Annotated in this window: 20 protein-coding genes; 13 read left to right on the forward strand and 7 right to left on the reverse strand. The window is 69.1% G+C overall.

Annotated elements, in window-relative coordinates:
* Positions 1–10: 10 nt before the first annotated feature.
* Positions 11–1,036: an MBL fold metallo-hydrolase gene (locus AB5L97_RS04985; RefSeq protein WP_369046697.1), complete on the reverse strand. Its 1,026-nt coding sequence runs from the start codon at positions 1,034–1,036 to the stop codon at positions 11–13.
* A 100-nt stretch (positions 1,037–1,136) separates the two neighbouring features.
* Between AB5L97_RS04985 and AB5L97_RS04990 the strand changes: the two genes are divergently transcribed.
* The 5 genes from AB5L97_RS04990 (at position 1,137) to AB5L97_RS05010 (ending at position 5,263) form a co-directional block, all read left to right on the forward strand.
* The gene (locus AB5L97_RS04990) at positions 1,137–2,039 is read left to right on the forward strand and encodes a LysR family transcriptional regulator (protein WP_369046698.1); all 903 of its coding nucleotides are present in this window, start codon (positions 1,137–1,139) and stop codon (positions 2,037–2,039) included.
* A 12-nt stretch (positions 2,040–2,051) separates the two neighbouring features.
* Positions 2,052–2,837, forward strand: coding sequence for an IclR family transcriptional regulator (locus AB5L97_RS04995; RefSeq protein ID WP_369046699.1), 786 nt, complete (start codon positions 2,052–2,054; stop codon positions 2,835–2,837).
* A gap of 95 nt (positions 2,838–2,932) precedes the next feature.
* Positions 2,933–3,949, forward strand: coding sequence for a thiamine pyrophosphate-dependent dehydrogenase E1 component subunit alpha (locus AB5L97_RS05000; RefSeq protein WP_369046700.1), 1,017 nt, complete (start codon positions 2,933–2,935; stop codon positions 3,947–3,949).
* A 1-nt stretch (position 3,950) separates the two neighbouring features.
* Positions 3,951–5,033: an alpha-ketoacid dehydrogenase subunit beta gene (locus tag AB5L97_RS05005; protein ID WP_369046701.1), complete on the forward strand. Its 1,083-nt coding sequence runs from the start codon at positions 3,951–3,953 to the stop codon at positions 5,031–5,033.
* Positions 5,030–5,263 (forward strand): biotin/lipoyl-containing protein, encoded by a 234-nt coding sequence (locus AB5L97_RS05010; RefSeq protein WP_369046702.1) that lies wholly within the window; start codon positions 5,030–5,032, stop codon positions 5,261–5,263. Before AB5L97_RS05005 ends, AB5L97_RS05010 begins: the two co-directional genes overlap by 4 nt.
* Before the next feature lie 140 nt (positions 5,264–5,403).
* Here AB5L97_RS05010 and AB5L97_RS05015 read toward each other — a convergent pair whose 3' ends face one another.
* Positions 5,404–6,522, reverse strand: coding sequence for a VIT1/CCC1 transporter family protein (locus AB5L97_RS05015; protein ID WP_369046703.1), 1,119 nt, complete (start codon positions 6,520–6,522; stop codon positions 5,404–5,406).
* A 373-nt stretch (positions 6,523–6,895) separates the two neighbouring features.
* Here AB5L97_RS05015 and AB5L97_RS05020 point away from each other — a divergent pair, with 373 nt between their 5' ends.
* Positions 6,896–7,471 (forward strand): helix-turn-helix domain-containing protein, encoded by a 576-nt coding sequence (locus AB5L97_RS05020; RefSeq protein WP_369046704.1) that lies wholly within the window; start codon positions 6,896–6,898, stop codon positions 7,469–7,471.
* Between the two features lie 83 nt (positions 7,472–7,554).
* On the opposite strand, the gene AB5L97_RS05025 is transcribed toward AB5L97_RS05020, so the two are convergent.
* Together AB5L97_RS05025 and AB5L97_RS05030 are read right to left on the reverse strand one after the other, a co-directional pair.
* Entirely contained in the window at positions 7,555–8,157 is a 603-nt protein-coding gene (locus tag AB5L97_RS05025) for a class I SAM-dependent methyltransferase (RefSeq protein ID WP_369046705.1), read from the reverse strand.
* A 103-nt stretch (positions 8,158–8,260) separates the two neighbouring features.
* The gene (locus tag AB5L97_RS05030; protein WP_369046706.1) at positions 8,261–10,237 is read right to left on the reverse strand and encodes an amino acid transporter; all 1,977 of its coding nucleotides are present in this window, start codon (positions 10,235–10,237) and stop codon (positions 8,261–8,263) included.
* A 245-nt stretch (positions 10,238–10,482) separates the two neighbouring features.
* Here AB5L97_RS05030 and AB5L97_RS05035 point away from each other — a divergent pair, with 245 nt between their 5' ends.
* From AB5L97_RS05035 to AB5L97_RS05065, 7 genes are all read left to right on the forward strand, one after another.
* A complete protein-coding gene (locus AB5L97_RS05035; RefSeq protein WP_369046707.1) occupies positions 10,483–11,211 on the forward strand; it encodes a hypothetical protein in 729 nt (242 codons plus the stop codon).
* 82 nt (positions 11,212–11,293) lie between these two features.
* A complete protein-coding gene (gene speB, locus AB5L97_RS05040) occupies positions 11,294–12,331 on the forward strand; it encodes an agmatinase (protein ID WP_369047357.1) in 1,038 nt (345 codons plus the stop codon).
* A gap of 107 nt (positions 12,332–12,438) precedes the next feature.
* The gene (locus AB5L97_RS05045; RefSeq protein ID WP_369047358.1) at positions 12,439–14,130 is read left to right on the forward strand and encodes a thiamine pyrophosphate-binding protein; all 1,692 of its coding nucleotides are present in this window, start codon (positions 12,439–12,441) and stop codon (positions 14,128–14,130) included.
* Between the two features lie 211 nt (positions 14,131–14,341).
* On the forward strand, positions 14,342–14,854 hold the full coding sequence (locus tag AB5L97_RS05050) for a MarR family winged helix-turn-helix transcriptional regulator (RefSeq protein ID WP_369046708.1): 513 nt from the start codon (positions 14,342–14,344) through the stop codon (positions 14,852–14,854).
* Positions 14,855–14,870: 16 nt separating this feature from the next.
* Positions 14,871–16,937, forward strand: a complete 2,067-nt coding sequence (locus AB5L97_RS05055) for an MDR family MFS transporter (protein WP_369047359.1) — start codon at positions 14,871–14,873, stop codon at positions 16,935–16,937.
* Between the two features lie 171 nt (positions 16,938–17,108).
* Positions 17,109–18,881, forward strand: a complete 1,773-nt coding sequence (locus AB5L97_RS05060) for an ABC transporter ATP-binding protein (protein ID WP_369046709.1) — start codon at positions 17,109–17,111, stop codon at positions 18,879–18,881.
* Complete coding sequence (locus tag AB5L97_RS05065; RefSeq protein ID WP_369046710.1) at positions 18,878–20,902, forward strand: ABC transporter ATP-binding protein; 2,025 nt, start codon at positions 18,878–18,880, stop codon at positions 20,900–20,902. Before AB5L97_RS05060 ends, AB5L97_RS05065 begins: the two co-directional genes overlap by 4 nt.
* A gap of 80 nt (positions 20,903–20,982) precedes the next feature.
* Here the strand turns inward: AB5L97_RS05065 and AB5L97_RS05070 are convergent, their stop codons facing one another.
* Genes AB5L97_RS05070 through AB5L97_RS05080 form a run of 3 tightly spaced genes read right to left on the reverse strand, consistent with a single transcriptional unit; the run spans position 20,983 to position 24,048 of the window.
* The gene (locus tag AB5L97_RS05070) at positions 20,983–21,303 is read right to left on the reverse strand and encodes a 2Fe-2S iron-sulfur cluster-binding protein (RefSeq protein WP_307958782.1); all 321 of its coding nucleotides are present in this window, start codon (positions 21,301–21,303) and stop codon (positions 20,983–20,985) included.
* 41 nt (positions 21,304–21,344) lie between these two features.
* A complete protein-coding gene (locus tag AB5L97_RS05075) occupies positions 21,345–22,643 on the reverse strand; it encodes an NAD(P)/FAD-dependent oxidoreductase (RefSeq protein WP_369046711.1) in 1,299 nt (432 codons plus the stop codon).
* Positions 22,636–24,048 carry a cytochrome P450 gene (locus AB5L97_RS05080; RefSeq protein ID WP_369046712.1) on the reverse strand — a complete coding sequence of 471 codons (1,413 nt, stop codon included), beginning with the start codon at positions 24,046–24,048 and terminating at the stop codon, positions 22,636–22,638. Before AB5L97_RS05080 ends, AB5L97_RS05075 begins: the two co-directional genes overlap by 8 nt.
* Positions 24,049–24,472 lie beyond the last annotated feature (424 nt).

Raw genomic sequence — 24,472 nt, forward strand, 5'->3', positions numbered from 1 at the left:
GGGGCGGCCGTCAGCGCTGACGGCCGAAGGGGATGACGTCGAGGTCGCTGGGGAGCACGAATGGGCCGGAGAAGTGCTCGGCGGCCTCGGTCCAGACGATGTCCGGGGCATGCCCGGGGACGAGGTGGTGCAGCGCCAGGGTGCCGGCGCCGGCGGCCTCGGCGGCCTTCGCCGCCTCCCGGACGCTCGTGTGGGACTTGTAGTGGTGGTCCCGCGCGGCGCGCGACGCGTCGTCGGTCTTGTCCCCGTACAGGGACTCGACCCACTCGAAGTCGATCGCCTCGTGCAGGAGCAGGTCTGTGCCCTGGGCGAGGGTGATCAGGTTGGGGGTGAAGCAGGTGTCGCCGGAGATCGTTACAGACCCCTCGGCTGTGTCGAAGCGGAACGCGAAGGCCGGCGCCACCGGTGGGTGCTCGACCAGGATCGCGGTGACGGTGACGAGCTCGTCCCGGTAGACCTCGAACGGATCCATCTCGGGGGTCGCGTTCGTGTTGGGGTGGTAGCCGATCCCGGCGGGGATCTCGATGTCCTCGGCGCGGAACACGTCCAGCGGGCTCGGCTTGAGCGAGTCGAGGATGCGGTCGTTGAGGTCCGTCGCGTGCGCGGCCATGAGGGTCTCGAACATCTCGCGCGTGCCCGGCGTCGGGCTCTGCGGGGCGAGCGGCTCGGGGCGCACGACGGCGCGCGGGGACACCGGGGGCAGCTCGCCGCGGTTGCCGGGGCCGAGGATCCGGACGGGATCCGTCCCCGCGCGGTCCTGGAGCGCGTAGAGGCCGAAGATGCCCAGCCCGGCGAGGTCGTAGACGTGGTCCGAGTGGAGGTGTGTGATGAACAGCGCGCGCAGGTCCTTCAGGTCGAGGCCCGCCTGCGCGATCCGGCGCCCGGCGCCCTGGCCGAGGTCCACGAGGTAGAACGCGTTGCCGACGACGACCGCGGTCGCGATCCCGGTCCGCTCACCTGAGTCGGGAGCCGACCACCAGCGCGGGCCGCCTGCCGTGCCGAGGGTGACGACGTGGGGTTCGAGGGTGAGGGCCATGCGGGAGCTCCTTGGTTGATCGGGGGTCTGCGTCCCAGTGTGGTGTCCGCCACATGATTTGTATAATCAATCAATCGAAGGTCTCTTATCAGGAGTGCTTATGTCTTCGGAGTTCACCCTCCGCCAGCTCGAATACTTCGTCGCGGTGCTCGACGCAGGCTCGGTCACCGAGGCCGCGAAGCGCAGCCGCATCTCGCAGGCCGCGGCATCGATGGCGATCGCCCAGCTCGAGAAGGCGCTCGGCGTCGACCTCTTCGTGAGATCTCGGTCCAAACGGCTGGTCCCTACCGCAGCGGGAACGGCCCTCGGCGGCAGGGCCCGGCGCATCCTCGGCGAGGTTGCCGAGATCCCGGGCAGCGTGCGGGGAGGCTGGGAGGAGCTCCGCGGGCGCGTCAGCCTCGGGTGCATGATTGCGATCAGTCCCCGGCTCATGCCGAGGCTTCTTGCCGAGACTGCGGCGAGGTGGCCCGAGATCGAGCTCGAGTTCGTCGAAGGCGCGGCCGAGGAACTCCAGCGCTCGGTCGCGGACGGCGAGCTCGACGCCGCGTTCGTCTACTCGCTCCAGGCAGTCCCCGGCGTCGACCTCGTGACGATCGCCGAGTCGCGGCCCCACATCATGCTCGCGAATGGCCACCCCCTCGCAACGAGGCCCTCACTCCGGTTCGCCGACCTCGCCGAGGAGGACGCGGTGCTGTTCGACGTCCCGCCCAGTGCGGAGCGCGTCACCTCGATGTTCCAGGCGGTCGGTGTGGAACCGCGGGTGCGCTGGAGGAGCGTCGTCGCGGAGAACATCCGCGGGATTGTCGCGAGCGGCCGGGCGTACTCGGTGACCAATGTCTGGGAGGGCATGGATGAGAACTTCCGGACCGCTGGCGTGGTCCTCGTGCCGATATCGGATCCGCTGCCGTCCAACTCGGTGGTCGCGGCGGTCCCGCCGGGGCTCCGCCGCCCGCGGCGCGTCGACGCGATCATCGGTGCGGCGCGGGAGATCGCCGCCGGGTAGACTTGAGGTGATGTGATCCACACCACCTTCTCCGGAGTGGCGACGATGAAGCCGGCTGAAGCCCCAACTCTCATTGCGTCGGTGAGCCGAGCGCTGGAGCTCGTGGACGCAATCGCGAGCTCATCACGGCCGGTGCCGGCCAAACAGCTTGCGCGGGTCGCAGGTCTGAGCCTCGGGACCACGTACAACCTCCTGCGGACTCTGGTCCACGAGGGGTACCTAGCGCAGGAGCCGGATGGGTTTGTGCTCGGCCCCGCCCACCCGAGCCAGGTGGCCGCGAGCCCGGGCGCCCTGCTCGCCCGCGCGCGGGGCGCCCTCGCCGGCCTGAGGGACCACCTGCACGCGGCGTCCTACCTGAGCCGGTATGACGACGGCGAGATCGAGATCGTGGACATCGTTGACGGCCCGACGACCCCGCGGGTTGACCTGTGGGTAGGCGTCCAGGAGAGCGCGCACGCCACGGCGTTCGGCAAGCAGATCCTTGCCTCCCTCCCGGCGGAAGCCCGGACGGACTATCTGGAGCGGCATCCGCTCGTCTCGCTCACCCCCTACACGGTGCGCACGAGCGGCGAGCTCGCGCGCCGGGCCGGGCTTACCCCGGGGCTTTCGCTGGACGACCAGGAGTATGCACTCGGCTACCGCTGCGTCGCCGTGCCCGTAGCCGCGCAGGGGTTCGTCGGGTCGCTGGCCGTCTCGCTCCCAATCGGCTCACGGGCGTCTGCGGAGACTATCGCCCGCGAGCTCGGTGCCGCGGCCGGGCGCCTGTCCCTGACCATCGGGGCAGAGTTCACCATCTGAAATACCTCCCGTACCGGCACTGCGGGGACCCTCCTACGCTCAAGGCATCGGCAGCCGCGGTAGCGACGCCGCGGCCGAGCGTGATGGAGGAACCAATGACAATCCAGCATGCCGCCGCCCCCACGGGGCTTGCGGCCGCGGAGCGGGTCGAACTGCTCCGGACCATGATCCTGATCAGGGCCTTCGAGGAGGCGATCCTGCGGGATTACCACGCAGACAAGAAGCCCGCCTGGGACATCGGCGCGGGCCTCATTCCAGGGGAGATGCACCTCTCCGCGGGGCAGGAGCCCGTGGCCGCGGGGATCTGCGCGCACCTCACGGCGAACGACGCCGTCACCGCCACCCACCGCCCGCACCACCTCGCGATCGCCCACGGCATGGACCTGAACCGGCTCGCGGCGGAGATCTACGGCCGCGAGACGGGGCTCGGCCGGGGCCGCGGCGGGCACATGCACCTCTTCGACCCGGACACGCACTTCTCATGCTCCGGCATCATCGCCGAAGGGTACCCGCCCGCGCTGGGGCAGGCGTTCGCGTTCCAGCGCCGCGGCACGGACCGCGTGGCCGTGGCCGTGACAGGCGAGGGCGCAGCGAACCAAGGCGGGTTCCACGAGTCGTTGAACCTCGCGGCCCTGTGGAAGCTCCCGGTCGTGTTCGTGGTCGAGGACAACGACTGGGGCATCTCCGTTCCCCGCAAGGCGTCCACATCCGTGGCGAGCAACGCCGACCGCGCCGCCGGCTACGGGATGCCCGGGGTGCGCGTCGAGGGCAACGACGTCGAGGCGATCCACGCCGCGGCTGGCGAGGCCGTTGCGCGGGCCCGCTCGGGCCAGGGCCCCACCCTCCTCGAGGTGCACACGCTGCGCCTCTGGGGCCACTTCGAGGGCGACGCCCAGGGCTACCGGCCCGAGCTCGCCGAGGTCCCAGAACACGATCCCATCCCGGCCTACATCAAGGCATTGACGGACGACGGCGCGCTGGACGCCTCCGCGGTCGACGGGTACCGCGCCGAGGCGGTACAGAAGGTTGAGGATGCGCTCGCGTTCGCGAAGTCCTCACCCACACCGAAACCAGAGGAAGCCCTCCGGTACGTATTCGTGGAAGGAGCCTGACATGAGCGTCACGGCACAGAATCCGGCAGCGGCGGGCGCGCACGCGCCGTCGCCCGTCCTCCCCGTCGAACCCGAAGCGGGCACGCGCCGTCTCAACACGGCCAAGGCCCTTCAGGAGGCGATCGGGTCCCAGATGGAGGCCAACCCCGAGGTGTTCGTCATGGGCGAGGACGTCGGGGCGTATGGCGGCATCTTCTCCTCGACAACCGGGCTGCTCGACAGGTTCGGCCCACAGCGGGTCATCGACACGCCCATCTCGGAGACGGCGTTCATCGGCCTCGGCATCGGGGCGGCCGTGGAGGGGATGCGGCCGATCGTGGAGCTCATGTTCGTCGACTTCTTCGGCGTGTGCATGGACCAGATCTACAACCACATGGCCAAGATCCACTATGAGTCCGGCGGCAACGTCCGCGTGCCCATGGTCCTCATGACGGCCACCGGCGGCGGCTATTCGGACGGGGCGCAGCACTCGCAGTCGCTGTGGGGGACGTTCGCGCACCTGCCGGGGATGAAGGTCGTGGTCCCGTCCACGCCGTACGACGCCAAGGGGCTCATGACCGCCGCGATCCAGTCCGACGACCCCGTGGTGTACATGTTCCACAAGGGCGTCATGGGCCTGCCGTGGATGGCGAAGAACAAGCGGAGCATCGGTGCCGTCCCCGAGCAGGACTACATCGTGCCGATCGGCAAGGCGCGGGTTGCGCGCGAGGGCACGGACGTCAGCATCGTCACGCTGTCCCTGTCCGTGCACCACAGCCTCGACGTCGCGGAGAAGCTCGAGGGGGAGGGGATCAGCGTCGAGGTGCTCGACCTGCGCTCGGTGGTGCCGCTCGACCGCGAGGCCATCGTGGCGACGGCCGCGAAGACCGGCCGGGTAATCGTGGTGGATGAGGACTACCAGTCGTTCGGGCTCTCGGGCGAGATTGCGGCGACTCTCGCCGAGAACGCCGCGAGCCGTGGTGCCGCGTTCTCGCGGGTCTGCGTGCCAGATGTGCCGATCCCGTACGCGCGCGATCTCGAGTATGCCGTGCTTCCGACCCCCGCCCGCATCGAGGCCGCGGTCCGCGCGGCGGTGGCCGGATGAGCACGGAGGTCCGCTTCCCCAAGATGACCGACGCAGGAGATTCGTCCGGGGTCCTTGCGACCTGGTACGTCGAGGACGGCGAACAGGTCGCCGCGGGTCAGGTCCTCGCCGACGTTGCCGTCGAGAAGGTCGACGCCGAGGTCACCGCCCCCGTTGCCGGTACCGTGACGCGTTCGGTGGCTGAGGAGGCGGAGGTTGCCGAGGGTGCGGTGATCGCGACAATAGCCTGAGACGTGACTCCGCATGGTTGAGACGCGACTCCGCAACGGCGAGAGGTGACCCCGCATCCGGTCGTCAGGATGCAGGGTCACCTCTCGCCGTTGCGGGGTCAGCTGTCCGCGGTGCGGGGTCAGCCGTGCATGGGGTGTCGTCAGCCCATCGAGACGCCGAAGACGAACCCGAGCAGGTACGTCACGGCAGCTGCGCCGAAGCCGATCGCGAGCTGCCGCAGCGCCCGGGTGAGCGGCGAGGCGCCCGCGAGCAGACCCACGACAGCGCCTGTTCCGAGCAGCGCGATGCCCACGAGCGCACCGGCCACGAGGAGCGCCGGGACCCCGACCATCCCGAACAGGAATGGAATGATCGGCACGATTGCACCTGAGGCGAAGAAGCAGAAGCTCGCGCTCGCGGCGCCCCACGCGGACCCGATCGCCTCGTGCTCGTCCTCGGGCTCCTCCTTCTCGGGGTGCAGGGACAGGCTGGGATCGCAGTCGCAGGAGAAGTCGCCGAGGCGCTCGGCCGCGCGGTGCTCGGCGGCTGTCTGGCTCATGCCGCGTGCTTTGTACACGAGTACCAGCTCATTCGCGGTGAGGTCCAGATCCGGCGCGGCCGTGAGGGTGATCTGCGTGGGGCGCGACGCCGAGAGCAGCTCGCGCTGTGACCGCACCGAGATGAACTCGCCGGCACCCATCGAGAGCGCGCCGGCCAGGAGCCCGGCGACGCCAGAGAGCAGGACCACGTGGCTCGCCACGCCGGATGCGGCCATGCCCGCCACGAGCGACAGGTTGCTCACGAGCCCGTCGTTGGCCCCGAAAACGGCGGCACGGAACATCCCGGACAGCCGGGTCCGGCCGCGGACGGCGAGGCCTCGCACCACTTCCTCATGGATGCGCTCGTCTGCGGCCATGGCTGGCGTCGCGTAGGGGTCGGAAGCATACGGGGAGCGGCTTTCGGCGCGCTGGGCCATCGCGAGCACAAACACGCTGCCGAAGTGCCGGGCGAGGAATCCGAGCAGCTGGCTGCGCAGCGACGCCGCGCGCGGACGGCCGATTCTGTCGCCGAGGAGAGTCGTCCAGTGCGCCTCATGGCGGCGCTCTGCCTCGGCGAGGCCGAGCAGGATGTCGCGTTCCTCGCCATCGCGGCGCGAGGCGAGCGCGCGGTAGATCGCAGCCTCGGCCTTCTCATCGGCGAGGTACTGGCGCCAGCGGCGGAGGTCGGCGGAGGTCGGCTCGGGACGGCGGCCCGAGGGCGTAGGCAGCGTCTTCTGCATGGAGGCTCCTGTGGAACTGAGGGTACTGAGTGGCCCCATTGCCTCGGCTACTGTAGACCTTTTCGGCCTCCGAATTCGCGCGGTCAACCGCCGTCTGGGAGTTAGGCGAGCCTGAATTCAAGCTCCTTCTGGTCGCTCTTGCCCAGTAGGTCGGCCGGGCCGCCATCGTGCGCTCGTCGGGGGAGGCTAGGCGACCGAAACGGGTGCGGGATCCTCGATGCGCCGCGCCAACCGTGGCTCCCGCCCGCGCGGAAATCCTCAGTAACAGGTGCGGATTCCTGTTGGGCAACAGGTGTTGTCCGATAGGCTATGGGTGATTCGTCTAACAGTCCGTTGCGACCGCCGTCACGGCATTCGCCCAGAAAGAGCACCGATGAAAGCACTCCCCGTCGAGCCCACCAACGCGCCGGTCGCGATCGGTTCCCGCATCCGCGCTGCACGCCAGTCCCAGCGCATGACCATCGAGCAGGTGGCCGACGCGACCGGACTGACCAAGGGCTTCCTCTCACGGGTTGAGCGCGACCTGACCTCCCCGTCCGTGGCCTCGCTCGTGACCCTGTGCCAAGTGCTCTCGATCGCCATCGGCGACTTGTTCGCCGTCCCGGAGACCTCGCTCACGCGGGCCGCGGAAGCACCCCGGATCTCGCTCGGCGGCGAAGGCATCGTGGAGAAGCTTCTCACGGCCAGATCCGAGCGCCGGTTGCAGGTGCTCCAGGCGGACATCGCGCCGCACGGCAGGGGAGAGTCCGAGCTGTACGCCGTGGACTGCGACGTGGACGTGCTCCACGTAGTGCGTGGCACGCTCACCCTCATCATGACGAACGAGCAGTACACCCTGAACGCCGGGGACACCCTCAGCTTTCCCGGCCGCGAGCCGCACACGTGGATCAACCCCACGGACGAGCCGGCCACGGTGCTCTGGATCCTCGTGCCCGCCGCGTCGCGCTGACGCCCGCCCGTTCCAGATGCTTCTCGCTCGCGTATGCGGTGTTGCACGCGGACCCGCCCGGTGGGGCACGCGTCACGCGGTCCCTACTTCCGCGTCATCAGATACGCCGCCCAGCCGTGCGGCCACCCACGCAGTCCGGACTCCCCTGCGACTCGCTCGATCGCGAATTCAGCCCCGAACCGGCGCTCTACCTCGCCCGGGAGCAGCGCCATCTGCCCGAACGGCAGCGCCGCGACGGCCGCGCGCTCCCACCGTGACGGAACCCATTCGAAGCACCAGAGCAGGAACAGCCCGCCCGAGCGCAGCAGCGGTACAACGGCCCGCATGTATGAGTCGCGGTCTTGGACGCTCAGATCGTCGAACGAGCCGTAGTCGACGAGCACGTCGAATGCCCCAGCCACGTTGCTCATGCGCGTGAGGTCATCCTCCACGAAGCGCACCGCGACGCCCGCGGCCTCCGCCTTGGCCCTCGCCTTCACGAGGGCTGCCGGCGCGAAGTCGATAGCTGTTGCATCGAAGCCGTGTTGGGCGAGGAATATCGAGTTGTCCCCTTCGCCGCAGCCGAGGTCGAGGGAGCGACCGGGCGGGACGCGGCCCGATTCGACAAGCCGGACGAGTTCGCTTCTGGCTGGGCCCACCCAGGGCGGCGTTCCGTGGCGGTACCAGAGGTTGTAGAAGGCCTTCATGGCATTGGCCTTTCTCTGTGGCCCCTTCGATGAGGGGCGCGAGTAGGTTGCCAGCGGCGTCGGCAACCGGGCGGGAACGTGCGGGGAGGACGCCAGAGGCGTGTTAGCCCACGTGCACCCACGGGCGCTCGGTGATGTCCGGCTCGGCCTCGCGCAGCACCTCGCGAGTCACAGGCGCAATCTCGCCCTCGCCGAAGAACAGGAACTTGGTGAGGTTCGCCACCGGGTTCCCCTCGGTCCAGCGGAAGTAGATGTGCGGCATGAGTCCCGTGACGTTGCGCAGGTGCAGGAGGATCGCGGCGAGGGTGTTGGGCACGTTGCTGGAGTGCACCTCGAGGACCTTGAAGCCGTGGCGCTTGACGCCATGGATGTCGAGCTCCTGCTCGAATTCGGAGGAGTCGTCCACGACGACCTCGATGAACAGGATGTCCGCGTCCTCGGGCAGGTGGTTGGCCGCGCGGGCGTGTTCGAGCTTCGACCGGTACCGGTCTGAGTCAAGCCGCTTCGGTTCGTGGGCGATGAGTCGGATGGGGCCTTGGTCCGTGTCCGCGAGGAATTCGAGCGCCTGCTCGTCGAGGCGCACATGGGTGGCGCGCAGCTCGAACGAGCGCCCGACGCGGGAGGCAAACGAGACGACGAGGATCCCCACGATGAACAGCGCCGCGATGCGGATGCCGTCCGGGCGCTCCACGACGTTGGCGACCGTGGTGTAGACGAACACGGCGCTCACTATGCCGAACGCCCACATCTGGGCCTTCTGCTTCTTGTGCCGCGCGGACAGCGTCACGGCCACTGCGGCGGACGTCATGAGCACGAGGACGCCGGTCGCATACGCTCCGCCCTGCGCATCGACGCTCGCCTCGAAGATCCATGTGATGAGGAAGCCGATCGCCGTGAAGACGAGAACGAGGGGCCGGACGGCGCGCGCCCACGTCGGAGCCATACCGTAACGCGGAAGGTATCGGGGCACGAGGTTGAGCAGTCCGGCCATGGCGGATGCTCCCGCGAACCACAGGATCGCGATCGTCGAGACGTCATAAACGGTCCCGAACCCGTCGCCGAAGAACTGATGCGCGAGGTATGCGAGCGCGCGCCCGTTGGCCTTTCCTCCGTCCTCGAACTCCGCGGCGGGGATCAGAATTGTCGTCGCGAAGCTCGAGGTGATCAGGAACGCGGACATGATGAGGGCGGCCGTGGTCAGCAGGTGGTGCGTTCCGCGGATACGGCCCGTGGGGTTCTCCTCGGTGTCGCTCGGGTCTCCCTTGACCTGGGGCATGACGGCGACGCCGGTCTCGAAGCCCGAGAGGCCGAGGGCGAGCTTCGGGAACACGATGAGGGCGATCCCCACCATGATCAGCGGGTTGCTGTGCTGGGTGGTGAGCGCCCCCCACCAGTCGGTGACCATGGCCCCTTCGGTCAGAACGCGCACCACGGCAGTCCCGACGACCACCGCGTTGAGCGCGAGGTAGATGCCCACGAGCACGACGGCGACGTTGATGGCCTCCTTGAACCCGCGCAGGAACACGATCCCGAGGGCCGCGATGAGCACAAGCGTGATGGTGATCTGCTGCCCGTGCAGCGCCGCGGGCGCGAAGGGGTTCTCGATGAGGTGCGCGCTCGCGTCGGCCGCGGAGAGCGTCATGGTGATCATGAAGTCGGTTGCGGCGAAGCCGAGGAGCGCGAGAACGAACAGCTTGCCCGTCCAACGCGGCATGAGTCGCTCGAGCATCGCGATGGACCCCTCGCCGCGGTGGCTCTCGCGGGCCACGCGCCGGTATACCGGGAGAGCGCCAGCCAGCGTCACGACCACGAGGATGATCGTGGCCAGCGGCGCGAGAAGTCCGGCGGCGAGCGCGGCGATAGCCGGCTGGTAGCCGAGCGTTGAGAAGTAGTCGACGCCAGTGAGGCACATCACCCGCCACCATGAGGAGGGCTTGTGGTCCTCGTGCGGGACGCCGTGGGGGCCCTGCCGCTTGCCTGCGGATTCCGGCATTCCCTCGAGGAGCCACTGCCTGAAGCTGGATCTGCGATTCCTGCGGCGCGGTGACGGTTCGGCCGGTGGCCGCATGAGAGTGGACATGGCTCCTGCTGATCTCTCGGAATATGGGGGTGCTGCAGCTTGGAGCGTAGGCCACGGCGAACCGGCGGGAACCGCTCTTTATGGAACCTTAGCGCCGGTGTGACCCACGACGGCGCGTGCGCTCCTGCTATCCGGGTTCCGTGACAGGCGCCCGGGTTCGTTGGCCATGGCGTAGCTTCTACCCTGCTGATCGCTCGGGGCCGACAATGTAGGCAGGCACCATGCGTCAGGTGAGAGGACCGGCCATGACTCGACGCCATTCCTCCTTCAAGGCCGCCGCAGCGCTCGCGCTCGCGGCGGCGTTGGCCGCCTGCGGGGCGCCTCAAGCCTCACCGCAGACGACGAAGCAGGGCACTGCGCCGCCGTCGTCCGCCACAGCGAGCGCGACGCCCATGCCGACCCCGACGCCGACCCCGACTCCCACCGAGAACCTGGCGACGTTCTCCTTCACCACTCAGAAGCTGAGCCTGCGATATCCGGCGAGCTGGACCGTTGACGCGAAGACCTACGCCGGCATGGGCGGCAATGGAGAGTCCGCCGCGTTCAAGGATGCATTGGGGAAGCCCGTCGTCACGGTGCAGATCAATTCCGGGGCCTATGACGTCGGGTGGCCCGTGCAGCGCACGGTCATCGAATCGGGCGCGCTCCCCGGTCTCGCTGCGGGCGGCTTCGCGGGGTACCAGTACGCGTACTTCGCCGAGGTGCCCCAACCGGCCGGCGGGCCCGGCACTGTCTGCTGGCTGCGGATCTCTTCGCAGGTGCCATCGGACGGGGCCGGCGTTGCCGGGGGCCTTCCCCCGGGGGGCCCTGTGCCCGTCGGGCCGGGCGCCGTGCAACCCCCATACTTCCTCAATGTCTGGCTTGGCGGCGAGGACCTCAACAGGTGCGGGAGCGTGGAAAATGCCAAGGCGTGGTGGGCCTCGAAGGAGGGGCAGCAGGTGAGGTCTGCGATCCTGAGTCTCACGGCGGGATAGTGTCCGCGTAAACAAGGGGTGCATATGAGGCAACTTTTCCTGTAGTGTGGATCACAGCCACACTGCATCAATGGAGGTGCCCTTGGAAGAGCTGCGCATCGAGGAGAACGGCAACCTCGGTCCCATCGATTCGTCCCGCGTCCCGCGCTTCGCCGGAGCGGCGACGTTCGCCCGCCTGCCCCGGCTGGACCAGGTGGGACAGACGGACATCGCGATCGTCGGCGTCCCGTTCGACGCCGGCGTGTCCTACCGCCCGGGCGCGCGCTTCGGCGCGAACCATGTCCGCGAGGCGAGCCGCCTCCTGCGCCCGTACAACCCCGCGCTGGACGCCTCGCCGTTCGCGAACGCGCAGGTCGCCGACGCAGGGGACATGGCCGTCAACCCCTTCAACATCCACGAGGCCATCGAGACGATCCAGCAGAACGCCCTGGACCTCACGGCCGACGGCGCGCGCCTCCTCACGATCGGCGGTGACCACACGATCGCCCTGCCGCTGCTGCGCGCCGCGTCCGAGCGCGCCGGCGAGCCCGTGGCACTCCTGCACTTCGACGCCCACCTCGACACGTGGGACACCTACTTCGGCGCCGAGTACACGCACGGCACCCCGTTCCGCCGCGCCGTCGAGGAGGGCATCCTCGACACCGACGCGATCTCCCACGTCGGCACCCGCGGACCGCTGTACGGCAAGCGCGACCTCGAGGACGACCGCCGCTTCGGCTTCGGCATCGTGACCTCCTCCGACGTCTACTACAAGGGCGTGCGCGAGGTCGTCGCCAAGCTGCGCGAGCGCATCGGCGGCCGTCCCCTCTACGTCTCGGTGGACATCGACGTCCTCGACCCGGCCCACGCCCCCGGCACAGGCACGCCCGAGGCCGGCGGCATCACGAGCCGCGAGCTCCTCGAGATCCTGCGCGGCCTGCGCGGGCTCAACGTCGTCGGAGCCGACGTCGTCGAGGTCGCCCCGGCCTACGACCACGCTGAGCTCACCGGCGTCGCCGCGAGCCACGTCGCCTACGACCTCGTGACGCTCATGAGCGAGCTGCCGAAGGCGAACAGTGCAGTCGACCGCAGGGCCAGCTCCGGTGCCGCTGCACAGGGCACGACGGCGGGTGCCCAGTGAGCCCGGTCGAGTCGCCGTGGGCGGGGGACGCCCAGGCGCGCGCAACGGTCGTTGAGCGCAGCCGAAACCAGGGTGACGCGGGAGCGGCGGGCGACCAGTCCGCCGTCGTGCATGACGACGTCCACGTGGAGGCACCCCTGCGCAACGGCGGGGACCTCGTGGTGGAGACCCTCGAGGCGCTCGGCGCGAAGACCGTGTTCGGCATCCCGGGCCAGCACGCGCTCGGCCTGTTCGATGCCATGGGGCGCGGCCACCTGCACTTCGTCTCGAGCCGCGTCGAGAACAACTCGGCGTTCGCGGCGGACGGCTACTCGCGCGCCACGGGCGAGGTCGGCGTCCTGTTCCTCTCGACCGGCCCCGGCGCGCTCACCTCGCTCGCGGGCCTTCAGGAGGCCTACGCGACCGGCGTGCCGATGGTCGTGATCGCGAGCCAGATTCCGCTCGATGGACTTGGCGCCCGCCGCAAGGGAATGCTGCACCAGCTCGACGACCAGAAGGCCTCGGCCGCGAACGTCACGAAGAGCCAGCGGCTCATCCAGCACGCCTCGGGCATCCCGAGCGCGATCCAGGACGCGTGGACCGACGCGATCTCCTCGCCCCAGGGGCCGGTGTGGGTCGAGATTCCGCAGAACGTGCTGCTCGATCCCATCCTGGTCCCGCCGGTCGAGGACGCGCTCGCCGAGGCCGCGGACAACCCGCCGCGCGTCGAGCTCGTGCGCGAGGCGGTCAAGTGGCTGCGTGAGGCGAAGCGCCCGGCGATCATCGCCGGGGGCGGGACGCGGCGCGGGCACGCCGAGAAGGCGCTCCTCGACCTCGCGGAGCAGCTGCGCGCGCCGGTGATCTGCACGCCCGGCGGCAACGGCGCGTTCCCGTGGGAGCACCCGCTCTCGCTCCAGTCCTGGATCGAGGACCGGTACATGACCGATGTGCTCGAGGATGCCGACGTGCTCGTGGTCGTCGGCTCCTCGCTCGGCGAGGTCACCTCGAACTACTTCACCTTCGAACCGCGCGGCCGGATCATCCAGATCGACGCCGAGCCGCGCGTCCTCGAGTCCAACCGCCCGGGCCTGGGCATCCGCGCCGATGCTGGGCAGGCGCTTGCCGCCCTCAACTCGGCACTCGGCACGACGCCGTCGAACAACGGCCAGCGGCCCGTGCCGGACTGGCACGGCAAGTCGCCCGAGGCTCTCGTCGCCGAATCGCTCGCGAAGGTCCGCGCGAGGCTCGAGTCGCAGGACCTCGCCAAGGAACTGCAGTTCATGGCCGACATCCGCGCCGCGGTGCCGGACGAGATGCAGACGTTCTGGGACATGACCATCTCCGCGTACTGGGCGTGGAGCTGCTGGGACGCCCGGCAGGGCCAGTTCCACTCGGCGCAGGGTGCGGGCGGGCTCGGCTTCGGCTTCCCCGCGGCGATCGGCGGTGCCGTGGGGCTCGCGACGACGGGGAAGCCCGCGCGCGTCCTCGCGGTGTCCGGCGACGGCTCGGCGATGTACTCGATCTCCGAGCTCGCGACGGCCAAGCAGCACAACGTCCCGGTCACATGGCTCATCGTGGACGACGGAGGCTACGGGATCCTGCGCGAGTACATGGTCGGGGCCTTCGGAAAGGCCACCGCGACGGAGCTCGCCCGGCCGGACTTCGTGGCGCTCGCCGAGTCCTTCGGAGTCCCCGCGAAGCGCGTGGCGCCAGAGCACGTGCGTGAGGCGCTCGAGGAGGGCTTCGCCGCAGACGGGCCGAACGTCGTCGTGGTCGAGACGCTGCTCAAGATGTTCGCTCCGACGCACCTGGAGTCCTAGCGCAAGCCCGCCTCCCGTCTGGGAGTCACCTCCTGGGGGTCACCTTCTGGGGGTCACGCACATCACGTGACCTTCAGAACGTGACCCCCAGACGTGGTTAAGGCACGACGGCGCCCGCTCACCGGTGTTACTAAGGTCACCTATCGAATTAGTTTGCACAAGCAACCATTCGGTGTATAGTTGCGGTAAGCAATCAATCTTAGGAGGGGCCATGCCTGTCGATCCCGACACCGCACGGGAGCTCATCCACCGCGTCTTCGACCTGCAGCGGGTGATCCGGTGCCTGTCGAGCACCGAGCTCAAGCACGGCGACCTCGGTGTCGCGTCGCAGGGCGTCCTGCGCATGATCGCCGAGTACGGCGGACGTGCCGTGGACCTCGCGGGCAAGCTCGGCGTGAGCGCGCCCGTGCTCAGCAGGCACCTCGCCGAGCTCGAAGGCCTCGGCCTGGTCGAGCGGCGTCGTGATCCCGAGGACCGCAGGGCCCAGCTGGTGGCCCTCACAGAGGCGGGCAGCGCACAGCTCGAGGACGTCGAGGAGCACCGCATCGCGCGGCTCCAGGGCTACCTCGCCGGCTGGGACGAGGACCAGGCTGCCGCGGCAGTGACGGCGGTCGGCCAGCTCTCCGAGGCACTCCATGCCGGCTCGCACCGCATGCGCCCCGCCCCTTCGGCACCCCAGACCACACAGACCACTACGAAGGAGGAAGCCCTTGCAGCCCGTTGAGGCCGCGGCTCCGCAGATGAGCCACAAGCAGATCCTCGAGGCCCTCACGGGCTTGCTCGCAGCGTTCTTCACCGCAATCCTGTCCTCGACCATCGTCGCCAACGCCCTCCCGACCATCATGGCGGACCTCAAGGGCACCCAGACCGACTTCGCTTGGGTCATCACGGCCGCGCTGCTCGCGAATGCCGTGACCACCCCGATCTGGGGCAAGCTCGCGGACCTCTTCGACAAGAAGCTCCTCACACAGCTGAACATCGTCGTGTTCGTCGCCGGCTCCGTTCTGGCCGGCTTCGCCCAGAACATCCCATGGCTCATCTCCGCCCGCGTCATCCAGGGCGTCGGCCTCGGCGGTCTGACCGCTATGGCCATGGCCATCATCGGCACGATGATCCCGCCGCGCGATCGAGGCAAGTACAACGGATACATGGGCGCCGTCATGGCGGTCGGGACGGCCGGCGGCCCGCTCCTCGGCGGCTTCATCGTCGACTCGCCCCTCGGATGGCGCTGGACGTTCTTCGTGTGCGTGCCCCTTGCCGTGGTCGCGCTCATCCTGATCCAGATCACGCTCAAGATCCAGCACGTCAAGCGCCCGGCGAAGATCGACTGGCTCGGCGCCGTCCTCCTCACTGCCTCGGTCAGCACGCTCCTGGTCTGGGTCTCGTTCGCTGGCAAGGCCGACTACTACGACTGGTGGAGCTGGCAGACGGCCGCGATGGTCGGGGGCTCGGTCCTCGGGCTCATCCTGCTCGTGATCGTCGAGAGCCGCGTGGCCATGCCGATCATCCCGCTCAAGATCGTGGCCAACCGCACGACGGCGCTCAGCATCGTTGCGTCTGCGGCCGTCGGTGTGGCGATGTTCGCCTCATCCTCGTTCCTCGGCCAGTATTTCCAGGTGGCCCGCGGCGCCACGCCCACCGAGGCCGGCCTGCTGACGCTTCCGATGATTGCGGGCAACTTCCTCGGGTCCGTCGTCTCGGGCCAGCTCATCACCCGCACGGGCCGGTGGAAGCGATTCCTCGTCCTCGGCTCGATCATGATGATTGCCGGTCTGGGAATGCTCGGCACGATCGACCACACCACGGAGCTCTGGCTCACGGGCGTCTACACGTCCGTCCTCGGTCTGGGCCTCGGCATGACCATGCAGAACCTCGTCCTGGGTGTCCAGAACACGGTCAGGTCCTCGGACATCGGCACCGCGAGCTCCACGGTCGCGTTCTTCCGCTCGGTCTTCGGCGCGGTCGGCGTCTCGGTGCTCGGCGCCGTCCTGAGCAACCGCTCGGGCGACCTCGTGGTCCAGGGCCTCGCCGACCGCGGCATCAAGACGGCCGGCGGCTCCGCCGGCGGCAGCATGGACCTCAAGGACATGCCTGGCCCGATCGCCGACATCGTCCGCGGTGCGTTCGGCGACGCGACGGCCCGCGTGTTCCTCATCGCCGCGGTTATCGGGGTCGTGGCCCTCCTCGCGGTCCTCTTCATCAAGGAGATCCCCCTGCGCCGCACTGTGGACATCGTCAAGCCCCCGACGGGCACGGTTCCCGCCGTCACCTCGGCTGCCGAGGTCCTCGCGGCGTCCGCGCCTGCCGTCGCGCCAGCCGTCGCCGACGCGGCCGATACTCCGCACGGCACCGTGTTCGTGCACGACGCCGGGTCCTCGCCTGTGGCGACCACCTCACCGCATGCGGGCTCGCCCCAGGCGACCGGCGCGCCGTCGCCCGCCATGCGCAGGGCCGCAATCCGCGAGGTGCTCGCTGGGGGCGAGCCGGATGCCGAGCTGGACAGCGAGCTCAGGCTCCTGCTCGCGGAGTCAGAGCCGGCATCGGGGGAGCACCCGGCCCGGGCCGAGGGGCAGACCCTCGCAGCGATCCAGGAGACCCAGCGGCTCCTGGGGCGCCAGCAGGCGCAGCTCGCCCAGCTGATGTCGCGGATCGCGGACCAGCTCGACGCGCAGCAGCGGCTCGCGGCCGAGCAGGGCCAGACGGCCGCGACGCTCGCCGAGATCCAGGGAGAGCTCGCCGCCGAGCGGGCGCTCCAGAAGGAGGCGGCGCTGTACCTCGCAACGCGGGGGCGGCACACCGCCAACTGAGCAGCTTCACTGGCGGCCTCTGGGCAGCTGGAAGCCCGGGCAGCCTGCGGACAGTCCCTGTCCGCAGGCTGCCCGTTTAGTCCTCAAGACTGATGCACCCGGCCCGTTGGGCGAACTACGCTGGACACGCCCCATCCGCACACCGTGGGGCCCAGAACTCGAAGGACTTCAATGCTCCTCACGCTCATCCGGCGCTACAGCGCACGCTACTGGCCATGGATCCTCGCCGTGGTCGTCTTCCAGCTCGCGACCACCATCGCGACGCTCTACCTGCCCAGTCTCAACGCCCAGATCATCGACCAGGGCGTCGCGAAGGGCGATACCGGCTACATCTGGGGCCAGGGCACCATCATGCTCGGGATCGCGCTGGTCCAGGTCGCCACCGCAGTCGCCGCTGTCTACTTCGGAGCGAAGACCGCGATGGCGTTCGGACGCGACCTGCGGCAGGGGGTCTTCCGCAAGGTCACGTCCTTCTCAGCGCAGGAGGTCCAGTCCTTCGGCGCGCCGACCCTCATCACGCGCGGTACCAACGATGTCCAGCAGGTGCAGATGCTGCTGCTCATGGGCCTGAACTTCATGGTGTCCGCACCCATCATGTGCGTCGGCGGGATCATCATGGCCCTCCGCGAGGACCTCGGGCTCTCGTGGCTCGTCTGGGTCTCGGTGCCGGTCCTGTTCGCGATCGTGGGCTACCTCGTCTACCTGCTCCTGCCGCTGTTCCGGGGCATGCAGAAGCGGGTCGACGGAATCAACGGCGTGCTGCGCGAGCAGATCATGGGCATCCGCGTGGTCCGCGCGTTCGTCCGCGAGCCGTTCGAGGAGGGGAGGTTCGCCGAGGCCAACAAGGCGCTCACAGACGTCTCGCTCAAGGTCGGCGCGATCTTCGTGCTCATGTTCCCGATCATCATGATGCTCCTGCACCTCGCAACCGCCGCAGTCCTGTACTTCGGCGGCCAGCGCGTGGACGCGGGAGACATGCAGGTCGGATCCCTCACGGCGTTCCTCCAGTATCTCCTGCAGATCCTCATGGCAGTCATGATGGGCACTTTCATGGCGATGATGATCCCGCGCGCCGCGGTGTGCGCGGACCGCATCGGCGAGGTGCTCGACGTCGTGCCTTCGATGGCGGCTCCGACCGATGCCGAGGTTCCTGCGCGGCGCGAGGGCGTTGTCGAGTTCCGCGATGTCTCCTTCTCCTATCCGGGTGCCGAGGCGGACATCCTCACCGGGCTCTCGTTCACGGCTCGCCCCGGCCAGACCGTGGCGATCATCGGCGCGACCGGCTCCGGCAAGACGACGCTGCTTTCCCTCATTCCGCGGCTGTACGACACGACCGGCGGGCAGGTGCTCCTCGACGGTGTCGCCGTGGACCGCATGCCCCGTTCCGAGATCACCTCGCGGGTCGCCATGGTCCCGCAGCGCCCCTACCTCTTCTCGGGCTCGATTGCGCACAACCTGCGGTTCGGCCGCCAGGACGCAACCGAGCACGAACTCTGGGAGGCCCTCGAGGTCGCCCAGGGCGCGGACTTCGTCCGGGAGAAGCACCAAGGCCTCGAATCCGGCATCTCGCAGGGCGGGACGAACGTCTCGGGCGGCCAGCGCCAGCGGCTGTGCATCGCGCGGGCCCTCGTCGCGAAGCCTTCCGTGTTCCTGTTCGATGATTCCTTCTCGGCCCTCGACGTCGCGACCGACGCCCGGTTGCGCCGGGCGCTGAAGAAGCAGACGGCCGCGGCAACGGTCATCATCGTTGCGCAGCGCGTCTCAACGATCGTCGACGCGGACCTCATCCTCGTGCTCGATGGCGGCAAGATCGTGGACCGCGGTACCCACGAGGAACTGCTCGAGACGTCGCCGACGTATCAGGAGATCGTCCAGTCGCAGATCACCGCCGAAGACGCGGCGAGCGCAGCGGGCACAGCCGGAGTGACGGGGGAGAGGGCATGAGCGAGAACAGCAAGCCGGCCGCGGAGGGCACGGCCGAGGTCGTCGAGGACGAGTACACCCCGACTGAGGCGGATGGCGGGGCCTTCGGCTCAATGCCTGCCAAGAAGGCCAAGAACTTCGGCCCGAGTGCCCTGCGCCTCATGGGGCTGCTGAAGCCCGAGCGGGCGCTCATGGCCGTCGTCGTGCTCTTCATCCTCGTGTCCGTGGTGCTCACGGTGATCGCCCCGAAGATCCTCGGCCAGGCCATGGACGTCATCTTCTCCGGCGCCATCGGCAAGCAGATGCCGGCGGGCGTCACGAAGGACCAGATCATCGAGGGCCTGCGAGCCCAGGGCCAGAACAACTTCGCAGACATGCTCGCAGGCATGAACCTGGTGCCCGGCCAGGGCATCGACTTCTCGCGCCTGACGTTCCTCATCTCCATCGTGCTGCTCATGTACTCGGTCGCGGCCGTGTTCATGTGGGCCCAGGGCTACCTGCTCAACCGTCTCGTGATGCGGGTCATCTACCGCCTGCGCCAGGACATCGAGTCGAAGATCAATCGGCTGCCGCTCGGGTACTTCGACACCCGCCAGCGCGGCGACGTGCTCTCACGCGTCACGAATGATGTGGACAACGTCCAGCAGGCGCTCCAGCAGGCATTCTCGCAGCTGCTCTCCTCGCTCCTGCAGGTGCTCGGCATCGTCGTGATGATGTTCATCGTGTCGTGGCAGCTCGCGCTGATCGCGCTCATCGCGCTGCCGCTCTCCGGCGTCGTGGCCGGCGTGATCGGTTCGCGCAGCCAGAAGATGTTCCAGTCGCAGTGGAAGAACACGGGCCTGCTCAACGGGCAGATCGAGGAGTCGTTCTCGGGGCATGACCTCGCGACGGTGTTCGGGCGCCAGGAGGACATGGTCCGACGGTTCGACCAGAAGAACGAGGAGCTGTACCGCGCCTCGTTCGATGCCCAATTCGTCTCCGGCATGATCTTCCCGGTCATGAACTGGGTGAGCTACCTCGCCTACGTGGGAATCGCGGTGGTGGGAGGCCTGCGGGTCGCCGCCGGCCAGATGAGCCTCGGCGACGCGACCGCGTTCATCCAGTACTCGCGCGAATTCACGCAGCCGCTCGGGCAGATCGCCGGCATGGCCAACATGCTCCAGTCCGGGGTGGCCTCGGCCGAGCGCACGTTCGAGCTGCTCGACGCCGAGGAGGAGGAGCCCGAGACAGCCACAGCCCACCTGCCGGAGGTCACCGACGGCCACGTCGACTTCGAGCACGTCTCGTTCTCCTACTCGGAGGACAATCCGCTCATCGAGGACCTCTCCCTCACCGCCGAACCGGGCCATACGGTCGCGATCGTGGGCCCGACGGGCGCCGGCAAGACGACTCTCGTGAACCTCGTGATGCGGTTCTACGAGATCCAGTCCGGGCGGATCCTTCTCGACGGCGTTGACATCCGTGACCTGTCCCGCGCGGAGCTCCGCTCGAAGGTCGGCATGGTGCTCCAGGACGCTTGGCTTTCCGGGGGCACGATCTACGACAACATCCGGTACGGCAACCTCGACGCCACCGAGGAGGAGGTCCTGACGGCCGCCAAGGCCACCTACGTGGACCGCTTCGTACGGGCGTTGCCGGACGGGTACCAGACGGTCATCGACGAGGAGGGGACCAACGTCTCCGCGGGCGAGAAGCAGCTCATCACGATCGCCCGGGCGTTCGTCTCGAACCCGTCACTCCTCATCCTCGACGAAGCGACCTCGTCCGTGGACACCCGCACCGAGCTGCTCGTGCAGAAGGCCATGGCCGCGCTGCGGACGGACCGCACCTCGTTCGTGATCGCGCACCGGCTCTCCACGATCCGGGACGCGGACACGATCCTGGTCATGGAGGCAGGCAAGATCGTCGAGCAGGGCCGGCATGAGGAGCTCATTGAGCGCGGCGGCGCCTACCACAGGCTCTACATGAGCCAGTTCGCCGGCGGGATCGACTTCGAGGCGGAGGCCGCGGCGGCCTCGGCCGGGGGAACGCGCCAGACGTAGCGGCGTCGGTCGGGACCGTCGTCATCCGCGACGGTCCCGACGGCGGTGCTTTCTTCGATCAGAAGTGCCCGCCCGAGGTATCAGCCCTCGGGGGCGAGCTCCACGAGGATGCCATCGTGCGCGGCGTCGTGTCCGATCTGGCACGAGAGGCGCGAGCCGCATTCGCGGAACCCCTCCGCGTCGGCCAAGAGCTCGGCCTCGTCGGCGCTGCGCTCGCCGAGGCGCGCGGCGACGGGCTCCTCGAGGTACACATGGCACGTCGCGCACGACGCCGTTCCGCCGCACGAGGCGAGCACAGGCAGGTCGTTGTCGCGTAGGGTCTCCATGAGGGTCTGGTCCTCGTCCCAGACGAGCGAGTGGCGGGTGCCGTCGCGGTCGACGGCGATGATGGTCGTGGGCATGTCAGTGGCCTTTCGGTGTGGTGGGCAGTGGGATCCGCGCCTCAGAGCGCGGCGGGCTCAAGGGGAGCGATGGCTTGGTCGAGCGGGAGGGACGGGTCGGCGGCGAGGCTCGGGTCGATCGTGGCGCGCTGGGCGACGAGCTTCTTGCCCGCGTTGAAGTCGGCGAGTGAGCCGACCGTGTCGACCGCGGCGACCCGGCCGCCGCGCAGGTAGATGACGGAGAACTTCCCGTTGGCCGGGTCGCCACGCAGGAGAACGTCGTCGTCGGGATGCCGGACGCCGGCCGTCTGCAGCCGGACCCCGTGCTGGACGGTCCAGAACCACGGCACCTCGGGCGCGGGCGGCGCCTGCCCGGTGATGTCAGCGGCAATGGCCTCGGCCTGGGCCCGCGCGTTCTGGATGCATTCGAGGCGCTGGCTCGCGCCGTCGTACAGGCTCGCGAACCGCGTCGCGTCGCCGGCCGCGTAGATATCTGGGTCGGAGGTGCGTCCGCCGGCGTCGACGAGGATCCCGTCGGACGCCTCGAGTCCGGCGTCGGCCGCGAGACCCTGCTCGGGGATCACCCCGATCCCGGCGACGACGACGTCGGCACGGTGCCGCGCGCCGTCGGCCGTCACGACCCACTCGACGCGCCCGGCGCCGTCCGGGGAGCGGGTCCCTTCGAGCGCCGTGACGGCGGCACCGAAGCGGAACTCGGTGCCGGCGCGCCCGTGCAGGCCCTCGAAGAAGCGCGAGACGGGCTCGCTCGTCACACGGCTCATGACCCGGTCCTGGAACTCGAGCACGGTCACTCGGCAGCCGTGCTTGGCCGCCGCGGCCGCGACCTCGAGCCCGATGTACCCCGCACCGATGACGACGACGTGGCGCGCCGCGTCCTGGGCAGTGTCGGACGATGGGGCGAGCTCGGCCGCGAGGCGGCGGGCGTCGGGGAGCGTCTTGAGCATCAGGACGCCGTCGAGGTCCGCGCCCGGGACGGTGAGGCGCCGGGGCGTTGAGCCGGTCGCGAGGATGAGCTTCACGTAGTGCAGGGCCCGGCCATCCGCGAGCCGCACCTCACGGCGACCGCGGTCGATCGAGGCGGCGGTTCCGTGGACGCGTTCGATCCCGCGGGACTCGAACCAGGACTCCTTGCGCATAGGCACGGGCTCGGCCGGGGCGCCCGGCACCAGGAGGTCCTTCGAGAGCGGCGGCCGCTCGTACGGAAGCTGCCCCTCGGCGTCGATCAGGACGATCCTGCCCTCCCAGCCCCGTGACCGCAGACCGGCGGCGACGCCGACGCCCGCGTGGCCGGATCCGACGATGACCACGGCGGGACTGGCGGTCTGGATGTTCTCACGCATGGCGGACCTCCGCGGTGTTCTGGCTTGTAGTGTCCTGGCTTGCCGTGTTCTGGCTTCCAGTGCTCTGGCTTGCAGTGTTCTGGCTTGTGCCGTTGCGGGCTTCGACGGTCACAACGAGGCGCTCGGGCCCGGAGTTGGTCAGATTGTTGCCGCGCACGTACTCGATCTCGTGGGCGGGGTCCAGGGCGATGTGAGCGAGGCGGCGGCCCAGGATTTCGGTGGTGATCCGCGTCTCGAGCCGCGCGAGCGGCGCGCCGAGGCACGCGTGCACGCCGTGGCCGAAGCCGAGGTGTCCATTGGTGTCGCGGTCGATATCGAACTCGTCGGGGTTGGGGTACTTCGCCGCATCGTGGTTCGCGGCAGCGGGCATGAGCCGCACGATCGCGCCCTTCGGCAGGGTCACCCCCGCGACCTCGACCTCCTCGGTCGTGATCCGCGAGACGCGCTGGACCGTTCCCCGGTACCGCGCGAGTTCCTCGACGAAAGCGTCCGCGTCCGCTGGGTTTGCCTGGATCCGGTCCAGGAGCCCCGGCTGCTCCGTGAACACGCGGAACGCGTTGGCGAGCAGGATCGTCGTCGTGTCGTGCCCGGCGATGAACACGAACGCGCACAGCTCCTTGGCCTCCTTCTCGGAGAGCTGCCCCTCCTTCCACATGCGCGCGATGTGCCCGCCCACGGACTCGTTGCCCTCCGCGTAGAGGCGCTCCATCGTGTCCTTGAGGTACGCGAAGAAGGCGTTGGCGCTCTCCTCGTCGGTGCCTGTGCCCGGCGCGTTGCGGGCCAGACGGCCGAAGTAGCTGAAGGTCTCGTCGGACCAGAACTTCATCTTGTCGAAGTCCTCTGCCGGGACATCGAGCAGGGCGCTGATCGTGGACATGCTCAGGGGGATCGCGTACTCCTCGACGACGTCGCCCCCGCCGCGTGCGATGAGCTCGTCGAGGAGCTTCCCGGCGGTCTCGCGGATCCGATCCTCGAAGAGGTTGATGGCCTTGGGGGTGAACGCCTTCGCGACGATCTGGCGCAGGCGCGAGTGGTCCGGGGCGTCGATGAGCGTCAGGAACGTGAGGGGGACCGGCCTGACGACCTCCGAGGAGAAGACCTTCGGCGCCCGAAGCGCCTTGCGGACGTCGTCGAACCGGGAGATGAACCACACGTCCGAGACGGGCGACGCCGCCCGCAGCACCGGAGCGTTCTCGAGCATCCAGCGGTAGTGGGCGTACGGGTCACCCTGGCTGCCGTCGTCGACAACCTTGAACGGCTCGAGGCCTTCGGGCCAGTCGAGCTCGTGGGAGTAGGGCGGCAGCTCGGGCGTTGCCAGGCGCACGACGGCGGTCTCCGCGCCTGGGCTGGGAGCGTCACCGGCGGCATCGGCCGTCACTCCGGTGAACGGGCAGGTGAGGGTCATGATGAGTTCCTTCCGGCCGCGGGCGCGCGGCATTGCACGCTATGCGGTCTCAAGGGGCTTCGGGGCGACTTCTGTGCCGCATCCCGTGACGCTGATCACGTCGTTGCATCGAGTGTGGCGTGCCCGTGGACCCGATCACAGGGACCCTTCCGGTGGTCGGAAGAATTGCCTCCCCGCCCGGGCCTCGAGCGGTGGCCACCCTGCCGAGGCCGGGTGCCCGTGAGGGCGACGTCGAGCCCTGTGGCCTCGAGATCGGGGATAGCCGGCAGCCAGAACTGCGCCGCGAGGCTCGCGTCTCGCTGTCCCGTGTCCTCAAGTACTGCTCTCGCGATGACGTCGGCCCGTAGCGCGCTTTGTCGCGAGACCTGAACTTGGCGAGAGGCCTGCGTCCGGGGAGGGGGCGGCGTTCGGCGAGGGACGGCGT

It is taken from the genome of Sinomonas sp. P10A9 (assembly GCF_041022165.1).
GTDB classification, from domain to species: Bacteria; Actinomycetota; Actinomycetes; order Actinomycetales; family Micrococcaceae; genus Sinomonas; species Sinomonas puerhi.